The following is a 14,932-nucleotide window of genomic DNA, read 5'->3' on the forward strand; positions in this document are numbered from 1 at the left end:
ACGCAAAACAGGCCAAGACTTTCGCGGCGAGTTGGCTATAATACCGAGCACTAGTTTGCCATACATTCTAAAGGAAACAGACATGAGCTTACTCAACGTCCCTGCGGGTAAAGATCTGCCGGAAGATATCTACGTTGTCATTGAAATCCCAGCTAACGCAGATCCTATCAAATACGAAGTCGACAAAGAGAGCGGTGCACTGTTCGTTGACCGTTTCATGTCCACTGCGATGTTCTATCCGTGCAACTACGGTTACATCAACCACACCCTGTCTCTGGACGGTGATCCGGTTGACGTTCTGGTCCCAACTCCATACCCACTGGAGCCAGGTTCAGTCATTCGCTGCCGTCCAGTTGGCGTGCTGAAAATGACCGACGAATCCGGTGAAGATGCGAAACTGGTTGCGGTACCGCACACCAAGCTGAGCAAAGAATACGATCACATCAAAGATGTGAACGACCTGCCAGACCTGCTGAAAGCGCAGATCACCCACTTCTTCGAGCACTACAAAGACCTCGAAGCAGGTAAATGGGTTAAAGTTGACGGTTGGGAAAACGCTGAAGCGGCTAAAGCTGAAATCGTTGCTTCCTTCGAGCGCGCGAAGAAATAAGATTTCTTTTCCTGCTTTAAAAACACCGCCTTCGGGCGGTGTTTTTATTTGTGGGACCGCATCGCTTCACGCCGACTGAACATCGACGAGACACAAAAAAACAACGCCACCCGAAGGTGGCGTTGTCATATTCAATACTGGTCTTTGTCCAACCAGTTGCCGCTTTCTATCAGCGTGAATCCCTCAATCGGGCGCTGATAAACGTACATCCAGGCACTACCGTAAGGCGTCTGGATAAGATGGCGTGCGTATTCGCCCGCCTTGGTGCGCAGCGCATCCAGTTCGGCCAGCGTCGACGCGTCGATCCGATAGACTTCACCGTGTACTGTGCCAACGCCTGGCACCGCGCCTGGATAGTGGCCCAGACTGTACAGTTGATAATCGGAAACGCTGTGATCGCCCAGCCACTGAGCGTTAGTCATCCAGTGGCTGTTGCCTTGTTTGCGCCGTAAACTGCCGTACACAAATATTCGCATTGCTAAAACTCAAACTGATAGAGCAAATCGAGCGCCTGGTCTACGCCAGACACCGCTTCCAGATACAGCTTAGGCATCAGGCGATAGCGTAACGTGAGCGTCGCTAAAGAGTCAAAGATCCCAACGCCATATTTCACCTGCAGACCCGGCAATACGTAACCGCTGACCACCACCTGGGAGGAATCACCCACCCCTTGCGTGTCTAAAGCCAGATTACTTACGCCAAACGTCTCGCCGATTTTACCCACAACTTGACCACTTTGTGCAACCCCCATCCCAATAAGCATAGACGTCATTGCCGCACTGTCGCTCTGACCGCTGTCCAGACCCTGTCCACGAACGAGGTAGGAGAGCGCTTCCTGCTGCGACATCGCCGGGTCAGAGAAGACTTCTGCCTTCGGCTGATCGGCGGTACCGGTGACGCGAACGCCGGCGATAACGTCATTTTCTGTCGACTCTGGGTTACGAATAGCCTCGATGTTGAGTAACGGCTGATCCGGTGGGCCGGAGAACAGCAGCTCGCCCTTACGGACGATCAGATCCTGGCCGTAGGCGTGGAAACGCCCTTCCGGAATGTTGATCTGCCCGTTAAGCCCCAGCCCCTGTTTATCCTGCGCCACTTTCAGATCGCCGGTCAGACGCGCTTTCAGGCCAAAAGCATCCAGACGCACGTTGTTGCCCACGTGGATCATCAGGTTGCTGTTGATCGGAATTGACGCCGATTTAGTCTCTTCCGGCTGCAGCTGGTTGTTGAGCATCACTTCATCGCTAGAGACGCCTACCGCGCTCTCTGGCACCTCTTTCACCACGATGCGCGCCCAAGGTACATCAACGCTGCCGTCTAGCGTGAACAGGCTTGGCGTGGCGTTAAACTCGACATCCGGTGATACATCGAGACGAACCATTGGCGGCACGGTGATACGCACCCGGCTGCCTTTAGCCGCAATTCGCGCCCGCCAGTTCTCAATCTGCCGCCAGTCTGCATCGCCGTTGAGGCTAATCTGCCCCTGCTGGGTGCGGATCTCCCCTTGCAGCGTGGAGCTGGCGCCGTTGAAGTTCATGGTTATCTGGCTTGGCTGCATATCAAACGGCATAAAGTTACCGTCAACGTCGATACCGTTCAGCTGCAGTTGACCAAACATCAGCGGGTTTTGCACATCGCCGCCCAAGCGAAGATTGGCGTTCAGCTTACCGTCGGCTTTTTCCCCACGAGAGAAGATCGGGTTAATCATCGCCAACGAGAAGTTGCGAATATTGACGTTGCCGCCAAGATTACGCCGCCCTTGTGGATCGCTAACCTGCACCTGACCGTCAAGCTGGCCGTTATTGGTCAGGCGGATAAGCCAGCCCAGTTCCGCGCGATTGTTATGCAGGTCGGCGTTGAGGTTCAGCGTATCGAACGCCACCGGTAACGGCGCGTTGTTAACTATCTGCGTCACCTTCACGTTACGACCAGAGAGCGTCACTTTGCCCTGTGGAAGACCCTCTTTGGTGGTGTCCCAGGTGACATCCGCATTACCGCTAAATACGCCGCTGGCCTGAGTTTCTTCCGGCATAAACGGCTTGAGCATCGCCAGGTCGAAACGGTTAAGATTGACGATGGCATGTCCTGCGGCACCCGCATCAATGGTCTGCGGCACGCACAGTTCCGCATTCGGGTTGATCCAGCAATGCGGCCCGATACTGATTTTCTGTTCAAGGTTACGATAGTCCAGCGCAATATCGCGATTAACCGACCACGGCCCAACCGGCGTCTGGAAGCGCGTATTGCTCAACGCCCCTTTCCAGCGTTCCTCTTTGCGATCAAAACTGCCCGACAGCGCTAGCTGGCCGGAAACCGGCTCACCCTGAACCTGCAATTGCAGGGAGTGCTGTTTTTCATTGCCCTTCGCCGCCAGATGCACCAGCCCAATGTTGACGTCCGGCTGCACGATACGCTCAACGCGCACGTCAAGATTACCGGCAATCTGGTCGGTGGATTTAACATCGCCATCCACCCGCACCTGGCCAATCGACAGTTCCTGCCAGCGCAGACCACGTGCGGTGATATCCGCCAGCAGCTGCGGTGCATCCACGGTACCGCGAATTTTCACCAGACCTTTCGCCGTGCCGCCAAGGCCCGGCAGCATGTTATCGAGCTTCGGCGCATCAATGTTGGCATCGAGGTTAAGATCTTTAACCCCCAGCTCACCTTTAATGTCGGCGATGTTATTGCCCAGCGCCACGTGCAGGCCAGGGATGGTCCATTGCAGGTAGCTGTTACCACTCGCGGAGCCATCAACCAGCACTTTGTTCTGCTTGACGTTACCGGTGATTTTCATCTCCGGCACGCTCATCTGCCAGGTGCCGCCGTACAGGCTACCGTTGGTTTTAATCAGCCCTTCCAGCTTCGACGGCCATTCTGGTGCCAGCTTCCCGGTGTTGATCCCGTGCAGTGCCAGCTCGCCGCGCCAGCTTATCGCCTGCTGCCAGTCGAGCAGCGCTTTGAACTCGGTGGTGCCGTCCAGCGCTGCAATCGCCAGCTTATCGAGACTAACCTGTCGCTCGTTGCCTTTGGCATCAAGGGTAATTTTCGCCGGCGGTACGCCCTGCCCCTTCACCGCCGTGGCGAATGACAGGGTGTAGTCGGTCATTTTGCCGCCCAGCTTCAGCTTGAGGTCATCGGCCTGGAACTGCTTCTCACCGGTAAACGGCCAGTACAGCTGCTTGCTGTTGATCTCCACGTTAAACGGCAGGCCGGCTTCTGCCAGCTGCGCCTGCGCCCGCAGGCTCATATCCACCTGACCGGAGAGATTTACCCCCACTTCCAGCTGTTTACGCACCGCACCGCCGACCTTCAGCTTCACTTTCTCGCCCTTTAGCGGGTCGATATTCAGCGTGCTGTTAAGGGTCATATCTACCGGCCAGTCGTTGATAAGCTGCGCCGTCCCGCTGGCGTTGACCGTGCCCTGGCTGGAGTCGATATCCAGCGCGTCGAGCTTCATATTGCCGTCAATACTGCTCACCTTGAGCAACATTTTGTACACCGTCAGATCGGTATCGCCGGTAATACGCAGTTGTTCGCCGCTAAAGGATTCGATATTGAGGTTCAGCGGCAGATGGACATCGGTCATCTCCGGCAGCACCGGTTTGGAGAACAGCTCGGTCATGGTTTCGCCAAGCGGTTTCTCCTGCGGCTGCGGGTTGTCAATTTTCGGTTCAACCACCTCTTTTTGCGCGACGTCGGCCACTTTCGGCAGCGCGATAAGCAGCCCCTGCAGCGAGGTTGGCGTCAGGGTCAGGTTTTTCTCCTGCCACGTCAGGCCACTGGTGAAATCCATCACCGACACCGTGGTGTCATCAATCTTGATATTGATGTTATTGAGTGCCACCCGGCTCAGGGTGATAGGGTACGGCGTCGACAGATTTAGCGGCCCCGTATCTTCTTCTTCCACCGGCGCGGCAGGCGGCATTTTACTGCTGTCGATTGCCACGTTGATGTCGCGCAGCGCCACATCATTCACGCACACGCTGCTGTGCCACAGGCAGCTCAGGTTAACCGCCAGGTGGAATTCACCCGCATCAACCGCTACGCCCGGTTGGGTATAGCGTACTTTTTTTAACGTCAGGTCGCGCCAGCCGCCGGTCACCTGGCCGATTTCCAGCCCCGGAACCCAACGGTTAGCCGCGTTAAACAGCAGATGTAAACCCGTCGTGGTGCAGACAAGGAAGCCAACGGCCCCCACCAGCACCAGTACAAAAATCAGAACCCCGAGGCTTATTTTTTTCCATAACGTCATAGTTCAGGCCCCAGTCCGATATAAAACTGCAATCCATGTTCATCTTTGTCGCCAACCGGCACGGCGAAATCGAGCTTAATCGGCCCGACGGGAGACTGCCAGCGTACGCCAACACCGGCCCCGGTTTTCCAGTCGCTCTGGCGAATATCGCTGACCGCTTCACCGCCATCGACAAACATCGCCCCCCACCATTTCCCGGTGACATTGTATTGGTATTCGAGTGAACCGGTTGCCAGCTTCGAGGCACCGATAAGTTTGCCTTTCGAGTCTTCCGGGGCAATGGATTTGTACTTATAGCCACGAATGCTGCGATCGCCACCGGCGAAGAAGCGCAGATCCGGCGGTACGCGGTCGAAATCACCGGTTTCAATCCAGCCGAGGTTGCCGCGCATCACGAAACGGTGTTTGTCATACAGCGTGCGGATCCACACGTTCTGAGCCTGGAAGACCGAGAAGTCGACGTCCGAGCCCCAGGCGGTGTTGGAGTAATCAATCGAATAGCGCTGGGAATCGCCCCAGGTCGGCATCAGGCCGCCGCGTGAACGGGTGCGGCTGATGGAGACACCAGGGTAGAACAGCATGGTGGTGTTGGTGACGTCGGCCTGGGTAAAGTGGTCGAGGCTCCAGCGCAGGTTAATCGCCCGCTGCCAGCCGCTGGAAAGGTCCCAGAAGCGCGAAACGGCAAGCGTGGTGGAGTCAGCCTTGGTGTCATTCAGGTCGGTGCTTTTAAAGCCGCCCTGCACCAGATAATACTGTTCCAGCGGATTCTTCAGCAGCGGCATTTTGTAGCTGAAATCAAGCTGCTGCTCCGGTGCCGAGACGCTGAGGCTGGTCGTCAGACTGTGGCCGTAGGAGTTCACCCACGGTTTTTTCCACGAGGCTTTAACCCGCGGTCCCACATCGGTGGAGTAGCCGCCACCCAGCTCGACGGTGTTTTCACTGCGCGGCGACACCACGCCGTGCAACGGCAATACTTTGGTTTCGCGGGATTTATCAAACTCTGGCGCGACAACCACCGAATTAAACCAGCCGGTGGCAGAAAGACGTCGGTTCAACTCAGCGAGGTCGCTGGACTGGTAATAGTCGCCTTTTTTGAACGGCACCAGATGCTGAAGGTACTCATCACGAATTTGCGAGCCTTCGAAGGTGACATCGCCAAAGCGATAACGCTGACCGCTATCGTAGTCGATATCCCAGAACGCCTGACGGCGTTCAAGCGCCACGCCAAGCTGACTCTTTTTAAATTCGCTGTCGAAGTAGCCTTTACGCAGCGATACGCTGGTCAGTGAGCTTTTGAAATGGTCGTAGTCGCTGTGATTCAGTATCGAGCCAATTTTCGGCCGCGTTTTCAGCAGATCAAGATAGTCGCGGTCGTCGCGCGCACCACCACGCAGAATCACATCGGTTCCGCCAATCAGCACCGGTTCCCCCGGTGTGACTTTTGCCAGCAGTACCTGGCGGCCTTTTGCCGGCGGCGGCTTAAGTTCGAAATCGATAGTCGGTTCGTAGTAGCCGAGGGCTTTTAATCCTTCGCGGATGGCATCGTCTACGCGCGCACGAAAGCGGCGGTCCGGCGTGACCTCATCGCTATCGATCGTAGAAAGCTGCGCTCGAACGTTTTTTCGAAGCTCGCCTGAGAGCCCCTCAACCTGTAGACGGATGCTCGCTGCACTGGCAACACCGCTGGTCAGCAGCAAGCTCACCAAACATAACTGGCGGATTTGTCGCACATTTTCTCCTGAATATCCTTGTTTCCCCCCAAATGGGAAACGAAAGTCCGCTCCGCGGCCATGACTGCGTTTTGCCTTTATTTGCGCGCTTTCAGCGCCTGGCATTCAACGTCAGCTTAAAAAACCCACTCTTTGTCGGGTTGAAATAAAGACAGAGCCCCAAATCATTCTTATGTTTAAATTTAGACGTATTCGGCGCGTTTATTGTGTTAAAAGACACGCCCGGTTACAACCTTAACGGAAATTACTGTTCCCCGGAGGCACCTCTCATGAGTCTAGTAGATAAAAAACACCTTGTATCTCAATCGGATGCATTGAGCGGAAGAAATACGCCCATGCCGGTCGCCACGCTTAATGTTGTGACCGAACACTCAATGACCCACGTTCCTGAAGGCATGGAGGTCGCTATTTTTGCTATGGGATGCTTCTGGGGCGTTGAACGTCTCTACTGGCAACTACCCGGAGTTTACAGCACCGCGGCGGGCTATACCGGCGGCTTTACGCCAAATCCTACCTACCGGGAAGTCTGTTCCGGCGAGACCGGGCACGCGGAAGCGGTACGCGTCGTGTTTGATCCGGCGGTGGTCAGCTACGCCGATTTATTGAAGGTGTTCTGGGAAAACCACGATCCGGCACAGGGGATGCGTCAGGGCAACGACCATGGTACCCAGTACCGCTCGGCAATTTATCCCACTACGCCGGAACAGGAACTGGAAGCCAACGCCAGCCTGCAGCAATTCCAGCAGGCCATGCGAACAGCCGGTGATGAGCGCACGATTACGACCGAAATCGCTGCGGCAAAACCGTTCTATTATGCGGAAGATGAGCACCAGCAGTACCTGCACAAAAATCCGTACGGCTATTGCGGCATCGGCGGGATTGGCGTGTGCCTGCCGCCGCAGCTTCAGGGCTAACCATCCAATGCCACGCGCGCCGCATGCCGCGTGGCGTTCGCCACCGTCCCGTAGTCCATAACTTTCCCCTGTAATAAAAGGTTATAGACCGGCGACTGAGGCCGGTTAAGCCGCGTTTGCAGCAGATGCACAGCCTCAATACCGAGATCGCGGCAAGGGACGCGAATACCGGTCACCGGCGCGGTCAGGCTATTTTCCAGATTCCACGAAAAATCGGTGGTGATAAGTGAAATATCCTCTGGCACGCGCAGCCTGTGACGCTGCAACGCCTTCATCACACCTTCGGTCATGCTCGTGCTGTTGGGGAAAATAACATCAGGCCACTGGGCACGATCGTGCGTCGTCAGCCACGTATCCAGCGCCTGCTCCGCCTCTCCCGCCGTGAACCACTCAGTGACCAGCAGGTCATGCTGAGGGTTGAAAGGAACGTGGTGATAACGATAAGCCTCTTTAATACCGTCCAGCCTAGCATAGAGAGTCTCTCTACGCAGGCAGGTCATCGTCAGCACGCGTCGATGTCCTTGTTCAAAGAGATAGCGCATCGCGGTAAAGCCAATCGCCCGGTGGTCAGGCGAGACGCAATCCAGCGCCATTTCTCGGTCAATAGAGTTAATCAGCACGCAGGGCTTATTCAGCGTACTCGCCAGCTTGAGAATCGTTGGGTCATCCGTGCCAATGATGACCACCGCATTAATGCTCTTCTGGTTGGCTTTTTCGAGGAATAATTTCACGTCCGCATGCTGTTCTTCCAAAGCGCAATGGCTGATCCAGACATCATGCGGCGCGCTGGCTTCGGCAATCCCTTTAGTGACCTCCAAATAAAAACTGTCGCCTCGCCCCTGGAACGTGCGTTCCGGCGCAAACACGGCAATGCCGTTAATCAGCAGTCGTCCGTTAGCCAAGCCATCCAGTACCCCTAACTGGCGGGCACATTTCACAATAGCCTCTCGCGCCTTGTCGCTGGTATAGGATTTACCGCTCAGCACCCGTGAGACGGTGCTGATGGAATAGCCGGTTTGGGCGGCAATTTCATCCATTTTTAGCTTACCTGGCATTGTGTGACCTCGCTCGCAATCATATTTTGCAAATTTTTGCAGATGCAGTTCGCTGATTTTAAAACCCATTTTCAGTTTCTCGCCCAGATTCCTTTTCTGCCTGCGAGCATTCTCACAAATTCCGTTTGTCCAGCCTGAACGCCATGCCTATTTTCAGGTATCAGTCATTCCTATCACGTAAGGTGCAACATGGATAAGGTGCGTTTTGGCATTATCGGCGTAGGGAATATCGGGACCGTTCACGCCCGATACCTGCTGGCAGGAACGGTAAAAGAGGCCTGCCTGACGGCAGTGTGCGACAACAATCCCGACAAACACCCGGCCATTCGCCAGCTGGTGGGCGAGAAGGTGGCGATGTTCAGTGACGCTGAAGCAATGCTGAAAAGCGGGCTGATTGATGCGGTGATTGTCGCCACGCCGCACTACGACCACCCGGGCCTGTCGATGCTGGCAATGCGCAACGGCATTCATACGCTGTGCGAAAAACCAGCCGGCGTGTACACCGCGCAGGTACGCGAGATGAACGAATTTGCCAGCGGCTGCAATGTGGTCTTCGGCATGATGTTCAACCAGCGTCCTAACCCGCTGTATCAGAAAGTGAAAGATCTTATCGACAGCGGCGAGCTGGGCGAGCTGCGCCGCTCCAACTGGATTATCACCAACTGGTATCGCTCGCAGAGCTATTACAACTCCGGCGGCTGGCGCGCCACGTGGAAAGGCGAAGGCGGCGGCGTGCTGCTCAATCAGGATCCGCATCAACTCGATCTGTGGCAATGGCTGGTGGGCATGCCGGTACGCATGCGCGCGTTCTGCCAGTTCGGCAAACACCGCCAGATTGAGGTGGAGAACGAGGTCACGGCCTATGCCGAATATGCTAACGGTGCCACCGGCGTGTTTATCACCACCACCGCCGAAGCCCCCGGCACCAATCGCCTGGAGATCGCCGGCGATCGCGGCAAAGTGGTCGTCGAAGACGGCAAGCTGCGTTTCTGGCGGCTGCGTGAATCAGAAACCGAATTTAACGCTCGCTGGGAAAACGGCTTTGGCGAACCGGAGTGCTGGGAAGTGACGATTCCCGTCGCCCCCGAGTGCAGCGATCACCACGTGATCACCGCCAACTTTGCCGCCGCCGTCCTGCACGGCACGCCGCTGCTGGCCCCCGGCAGCGACGGCATTCACGGTCTGACGCTCTCCAACGCCATGCATTTATCCACCTGGACCGACGACTGGGTCGACCTGCCGTTCGACGAAGCGCTGTTTAAAAAGCTGCTTGATGAACGCATCGCCAGCTCCATCGACAAGCAAGTTGAAAGCAAAACGCTGGATGCCTCCGGCACCTGGTAATCCGCAGCAGGAGAGAATCATGTTACGTATTGCGATTGTGGGAACAGGGAACATTTCTCATAACCATATTCAGGGATATCAGGAATTTGCCGACCGCTGCCAGATTGTAGCGCTGGTCGATATCTATCCGGAAAAGGCGCAGGAAAAGAAAGAACGCTATGGCCTGAATCAGGCCACCGTCTTTAGCAGCCATCAGGCGATGCTTGAGTCCGGAATTGAGGTCGATATCGTCGACGTTTGCACACCGCCATATGTGCACGCCGAAATCAGTATCGACGCGCTGAACGCCGGCAAGCACGTGCTGTGCGAAAAACCGATGGCCGCCTCGCTGGAAGAGTGTGATGCGATGATCGCCGCCCAACGGGCCAGCGGCAAAATCCTGTCGATCATTGCCCAGAACCGTTTTACCGATGCCTTCTGGCGGCTCAAACAGGTTGTTGATTCCGGTGAGCTCGGCAAAATTTGCCACGCCCAGGTCGACTCATTCTGGTGGCGCGGCCACTGCTACTACGATCTGTGGTGGCGCGGCACCTGGGAAAAAGAGGGCGGCGGCTGCACCCTCAACCATGCGGTACACCACATTGACGCCATCCAGTGGATGCTCGGCTTCCCGACGGAAGTGGTCGCCATGATGACCAACGTCGCCCACGATAACGCCGAGGTTGAAGATCTTTCCGCCGCTATTTTCCGCTACAGCAGCGGCGCGCTGACCCAGCTCACCGCGTCGGTGGTGCATCACGGTGAAGATCAGAAGATTGTCATCCAGGGCGATAAAGCGCGCATCTCTGCGCCGTGGGATGTCTGGGCCAGCGTTTCCGCTGACAATGGTTTCCCGCAGGAACAGCACGACAGCGAGCGCGAGGCGCGGCTGGACGCCCTGTTCCGCAATACGCCAAAACTGAAATACACCCTCCACACCGGGCAAATTAACGATCTGCTGAATGCGGTTGAACAACGCGGCGAGCCGCTGATCGACGGCGTGCAGGGCAAACGCTCGCTGGAGCTTATCACCGCCATTTATCAGTCATCGATCACCGGACGGGTGGTCTCCCTCCCCGTCAATCCGCAAGAGCCCTGGTATAAAACCGGCGGCCTGGTTTCCCTCGCCCCGCACTTCTATGAAAAGGGCGCATCGGTGGAAAACTTCAGTGAAGTGGGTGCGATCCCATTAGGTAAAGATTTGGACAAAGGAGCATAAACATGAGTATCAAAGACGGTATGAACTACGCCCCGGTGGGCAAACCCCAGCCGGTTGTCGCTGCGGGTGAGTTTGTTATTGCCGCCGCCGCGCTGGATCACGGCCACATCTACGGGATGTGTAACGGCCTGATTGAAGCGGGAGCTACGCTGAAATGGGTCTACGACCCCGATCCCGCCAAGGTCGATAAATTTGTTCAGCAGTATCCGCAGGTGCAAATCGCCCCTACCCTCGACGTTATTCTCAACGATAGCGCTGTGCAGCTGGTCGCCGGCGCGGCGATTCCGTCCGAGCGCTGCGCGTTGGGGCTGAAGGTGATGGACGCCGGCAAAGACTACTTCACCGATAAAGCCCCGTTGACCACCCTGGCGCAGCTGGAAGCCGCCAAACGTAAAGTGGCCGAGACCGGGCGCAAGTACGCGGTCTACTACAGCGAACGTCTGCACGTTGAAAGTGCCGTTTTTGCCGGACAGCTGGTACAGCAAGGGGCGATTGGTCGCGTCATGCAAACGCTGGGGGTTGGACCACATCGTGAAGGCACAGGCCGCCCGGACTGGTTCTACGAGAAGGAATTCTTCGGCGGCATCCTGTGCGATATCGGCAGCCACCAGATTGAACAGTTCCTGTTTTACACCGGCAACAGCGACGCCCGCATTGTGGCAAGCCAGGTGCGCAACGTGAATCACCCGCAGTATCCGCAGTTTGAAGATTTTGGCGATGCAATGCTGGCCGGTGATAACGGCGCCACCGGCTACTTCCGCTGCGACTGGTTCACACCGGATGGGCTCTCCAGCTGGGGCGACGGGCGTCTGACGCTGCTGGGCACCGACGGCTATATCGAAATCCGCAAATACGTCGATATTACCCGCGGTGAGCAGGACGTGGTCTATCTGGTCAACAAAGAAGGCGAATTCCGTTACCCGGTTGCCGGTCAGGTCGGTTTCCCGTACTTCGGCCAGCTGATTCTCGACTGTCTGAACCGGACGGAAAACGCGATGCCCCAGGAACACACCTTTAAAGCGGCCGAGCTGTGCGTAAAAGCGCAGATGCTGGCGAACGCCGTGGCGTAACGGGAGGCGGAGATGAAAACACGTCAAGCGGCTATTATCGGCGCGGGTGCCATCCACACCTGTCACGTGGAGGCGCTAAGCCACGTTCCAGACGTGGCGCTACGTGCGATTGTTGATATCGACAGCGACAAAGGAAGCCGGCTGGCGGCGAACTACGGCTGCCAGTTTTATCAGGACTACCGCGAGATGCTGCTGGACGGCGCCGTTGACGTGGTGCACATCTGCACGCCGCATCACCAGCATAAACCGATGATCCTTGCCGCGCTGGCGGCAGGGAAAGAGGTGTTCTGCGAGAAGCCCATGGTGATGAACCCGCGGGAGGTGGCGGAGATTCAAACCGCCGCCGCTGTCGCTCAACGTCACGTCGGTATCTGCTATCAAAACCGTCTTAACCCCACCAGCCTTGCGATGACGCGCTGCATTGAAAGCAATGCGCTTGGCGCCATGCGCGCCATTAAAGCGGTGCTGACCTGGTCACGCTTTGGTAACTACTACGCCGCCAGCCCCTGGCGCGGTAGTTTCGCCACCGAAGGCGGCAGCCTGCTGATAAACCAGGCCATTCATACGCTGGATCTGATGCAGTGGTTTGGCAAGGGCGTCAGCCGCCTGAAAGGGGTGGTCGACAGCACGCTGCTGGCCGATGAGATTGACACTGAAGATAGCGCGATGGCGACCATGTGTTTTAACAATGGCGCCCGCGGGCTGTTTTACGCCAGCAACTGTCACGCCAGCGACTCCCCGCTGCTGCTGGAGCTGGAGTTTGAACAGGGCATGCTGCGTCTTGCAGACAACGAACTATGGCAAATCTGCGGCGATGAACGCGTGAAGCTTGCCAGCGACGCATCACCGGACGGCATCGGCAAAAGCTATTGGGGGATTGGCCACCAGCAGGCCATACGACAATTTTATCGAGCGCTGGACAATCATGCCGATGGGCATTACTGCGGCATTGCTGAAGCCGCAAAATCATTGCAGATGGTTAATGCTATTTACCAATCGTCACTATTGAGGAAATGGGTGAATATAACAGAGTGATGGTCATCCAGTTTTTCCTGCTGTCAATAATATAAAGTGCAGAGGCAACTCTGCACTGATAAACCCTACCAGTACAGGAATAATAATATCATGGTAAAACCAACCGAACGCCGTGTGGGCTATGGCATTGCTATAGGCTACGGCGTAACAGATCTTTTTGGCGGCGGCGCTTTTGCCGTTATAGGAACATGGCTTTTATTTTTTTACACCACCTATTGCGGATTAACCGTATTAGAGGCCGGTTCAATATTCGCCATTGCCCGTATTATCGATGCGATTTTAAGCCCGGTGATGGGTTACATCACTGATAACTTTGCCCATACCTGGCTTGGACGTAGGTTCGGCCGGCGCCGTTTCTTTTTGTTGATTAGCTCCCCGTTAATGTTTCTCTATGCGTTGGTCTGGGTCACCGACATGAGCTACTGGTACTATCTCGGCACCTATCTCTCTATTGAACTGCTGTCCGCGATGGTGCTGGTGCCGTGGGAGACGCTGGCCGCCGAGATGACCAACCGCTTCAGCGAACGGACGCGACTGTCCGGCGTGCGTATGATGTGCTCCGCGCTCGGCGGGTTTCTGGCGGTTTCCGTTCCCGGTATTATTATGCAGTATACCGGGCAGGATAATTCCTTCACTTACACCTTAACCGGGATTGTTTTTGCAGTTATTTACTGCGTCGCGGTATTTACCACCTGGGCCTGCACCTGGGAAGCCAAAGATGTGCGTGAGGAGTATAAGTTTCAGCCCGATAATCAACGAAGCAGTGGGCTATTTAATCATTTAAAATATCTGGTTATCGATCTTATTTCGTCTTTCCGCATACGAATATTTCGCCAGCATATTCTGATTTATATCTGTTCATTTACCGCCATGGATGTATTTGGTTCGGTATTTACCTACTACGTGGTGTACGCCTTACATCATGATGCTGGAATGGTTTCCGGGTTATTAAGTATTGCCGCTTTTGTTTCAATCCCCGGCACCTTTGGTTTTATGATGTTGATGAATAAGTTTAACCTGACGCCTTCCGGCGCGCTTAGGCTCTCTTACGGCAGCATTATGCTGGTGCTGGCCTTCCTGTTTATTACCTATATCGGCAATTTACAGGTGCCTGCTCTGCTGTTTTCCGCGGTATTTGTCCTGCTGGGGCTGGCAAAAGCCGGGCTGTATTACATTCCGTGGAATATCTATAGCTTTATCCCCGACGTGGATGAAATCGTCACCCGTCAGCGCCGCGAGGGCATTTTCGCCGGCGTGATGGTGTTAACGCGTAAAAGCACCGTGGCGCTGGCAATTATGCTGATTGGGGTCGTGCTGCAAGAGAGTGGTTTTGTGAAAGGCGGCGGCACGCAGCCCGCAAGTGCACTGCATGCAATCATCGGCCTGATGGTATTCGCCACTGCCGGGCTGCTGGCTATCAGCTTCTACATTACCTACCGTTTCAAGCTCACGCAAAAAACACACAGCATTCTGATTAAGGAAGTAGCCCGTCGTAAGCTCGGTGGCAGCGCCCAGGACTGTGACCAGGAGACCCGCGACGTCATTCTCGCCCTGACCGGCTACCCCTACGATAAAGTGTGGGATGCGACGCCGAACGGCAGTGTGAAAACCAAGCCATTGCCGACAAACGGTTAACCCTCTGGTAGCTTTACAGTCCCTTACGCTATACTAGCTTCTGAAAATGCCGGCCCATCTCCTTCGGGCCGGCTTTCAATATGTAT

The 14,932-nt window shown here is 55.6% G+C and carries 11 protein-coding genes; 7 read left to right on the top strand and 4 right to left on the bottom strand.

Annotation, left to right across the window (positions count from 1 at the left end; genetic code table 11):
- The first annotated feature begins 82 nt into the window (after positions 1-82).
- On the top strand, positions 83-610 hold the full coding sequence (ppa, locus tag LZ634_RS06525; RefSeq protein ID WP_234503220.1) for an inorganic diphosphatase: 528 nt from the start codon (positions 83-85) through the stop codon (positions 608-610).
- A gap of 131 nt (positions 611-741) precedes the next feature.
- On the opposite strand, the gene LZ634_RS06530 is transcribed toward ppa, so the two are convergent.
- Genes LZ634_RS06530 through tamA form a run of 3 tightly spaced genes read right to left on the bottom strand, consistent with a single transcriptional unit; the run spans position 742 to position 6,595 of the window.
- Entirely contained in the window at positions 742-1,086 is a 345-nt protein-coding gene (locus LZ634_RS06530; protein ID WP_234503221.1) for a gamma-glutamylcyclotransferase, read from the bottom strand.
- Between the two features lie 2 nt (positions 1,087-1,088).
- Complete coding sequence (gene tamB, locus LZ634_RS06535; protein WP_234503222.1) at positions 1,089-4,865, bottom strand: autotransporter assembly complex protein TamB; 3,777 nt, start codon at positions 4,863-4,865, stop codon at positions 1,089-1,091.
- Positions 4,862-6,595, bottom strand: a complete 1,734-nt coding sequence (gene tamA / locus LZ634_RS06540) for an autotransporter assembly complex protein TamA (protein WP_234503223.1) — start codon at positions 6,593-6,595, stop codon at positions 4,862-4,864. The genes tamB and tamA overlap by 4 nt, the downstream gene beginning before the upstream one ends.
- A 269-nt stretch (positions 6,596-6,864) precedes the next feature.
- Between tamA and msrA the strand changes: the two genes are divergently transcribed.
- A complete protein-coding gene (msrA, locus tag LZ634_RS06545) occupies positions 6,865-7,509 on the top strand; it encodes a peptide-methionine (S)-S-oxide reductase MsrA (protein WP_234503224.1) in 645 nt (214 codons plus the stop codon).
- Here the strand turns inward: msrA and LZ634_RS06550 are convergent.
- On the bottom strand, positions 7,506-8,564 hold the full coding sequence (locus tag LZ634_RS06550; protein ID WP_234503225.1) for a LacI family DNA-binding transcriptional regulator: 1,059 nt from the start codon (positions 8,562-8,564) through the stop codon (positions 7,506-7,508). The genes msrA and LZ634_RS06550 overlap by 4 nt on opposite strands.
- Before the next feature lie 189 nt (positions 8,565-8,753).
- On the opposite strand from LZ634_RS06550, the gene LZ634_RS06555 reads away from it, so the two are divergent.
- From LZ634_RS06555 to LZ634_RS06575, 5 genes are all read left to right on the top strand, one after another.
- Positions 8,754-9,908: a Gfo/Idh/MocA family protein gene (locus LZ634_RS06555; protein WP_234503227.1), complete on the top strand. Its 1,155-nt coding sequence runs from the start codon at positions 8,754-8,756 to the stop codon at positions 9,906-9,908.
- 19 nt (positions 9,909-9,927) lie between these two features.
- Positions 9,928-11,106, top strand: coding sequence for a Gfo/Idh/MocA family protein (locus tag LZ634_RS06560; protein ID WP_234503229.1), 1,179 nt, complete (start codon positions 9,928-9,930; stop codon positions 11,104-11,106).
- A 2-nt stretch (positions 11,107-11,108) separates the two neighbouring features.
- Entirely contained in the window at positions 11,109-12,176 is a 1,068-nt protein-coding gene (locus tag LZ634_RS06565; protein ID WP_234503231.1) for a Gfo/Idh/MocA family protein, read from the top strand.
- Between the two features lie 12 nt (positions 12,177-12,188).
- Complete coding sequence (locus LZ634_RS06570) at positions 12,189-13,211, top strand: Gfo/Idh/MocA family protein (RefSeq protein ID WP_234503233.1); 1,023 nt, start codon at positions 12,189-12,191, stop codon at positions 13,209-13,211.
- A gap of 90 nt (positions 13,212-13,301) precedes the next feature.
- Positions 13,302-14,846 carry an MFS transporter gene (locus LZ634_RS06575; RefSeq protein WP_234503235.1) on the top strand — a complete coding sequence of 515 codons (1,545 nt, stop codon included), beginning with the start codon at positions 13,302-13,304 and terminating at the stop codon, positions 14,844-14,846.
- The last annotated feature ends 86 nt before the right edge of the window (positions 14,847-14,932 follow it).

The organism is Kluyvera intermedia (assembly GCF_021440345.1).
Classification (GTDB): domain Bacteria; phylum Pseudomonadota; class Gammaproteobacteria; order Enterobacterales; family Enterobacteriaceae; genus Kluyvera; species Kluyvera intermedia_A.

Excerpts from the sequence above, each read along its gene's own strand:
- ppa (WP_234503220.1), top strand. The coding sequence starts at position 83 with ATGAGCTTACTCAACGTCCCTGCGGGTAAAGATCTGCCGGAAGATATC.
- LZ634_RS06530 (WP_234503221.1), bottom strand. The coding sequence starts at position 1,086 with ATGCGAATATTTGTGTACGGCAGTTTACGGCGCAAACAAGGCAACAGC.
- tamB (WP_234503222.1), bottom strand. The coding sequence starts at position 4,865 with ATGACGTTATGGAAAAAAATAAGCCTCGGGGTTCTGATTTTTGTACTG.
- msrA (WP_234503224.1), top strand. The coding sequence starts at position 6,865 with ATGAGTCTAGTAGATAAAAAACACCTTGTATCTCAATCGGATGCATTG.
- LZ634_RS06550 (WP_234503225.1), bottom strand. The coding sequence starts at position 8,564 with ATGCCAGGTAAGCTAAAAATGGATGAAATTGCCGCCCAAACCGGCTAT.
- LZ634_RS06555 (WP_234503227.1), top strand. The coding sequence starts at position 8,754 with ATGGATAAGGTGCGTTTTGGCATTATCGGCGTAGGGAATATCGGGACC.
- LZ634_RS06560 (WP_234503229.1), top strand. The coding sequence starts at position 9,928 with ATGTTACGTATTGCGATTGTGGGAACAGGGAACATTTCTCATAACCAT.
- LZ634_RS06565 (WP_234503231.1), top strand. The coding sequence starts at position 11,109 with ATGAGTATCAAAGACGGTATGAACTACGCCCCGGTGGGCAAACCCCAG.
- LZ634_RS06570 (WP_234503233.1), top strand. The coding sequence starts at position 12,189 with ATGAAAACACGTCAAGCGGCTATTATCGGCGCGGGTGCCATCCACACC.
- LZ634_RS06575 (WP_234503235.1), top strand. The coding sequence starts at position 13,302 with ATGGTAAAACCAACCGAACGCCGTGTGGGCTATGGCATTGCTATAGGC.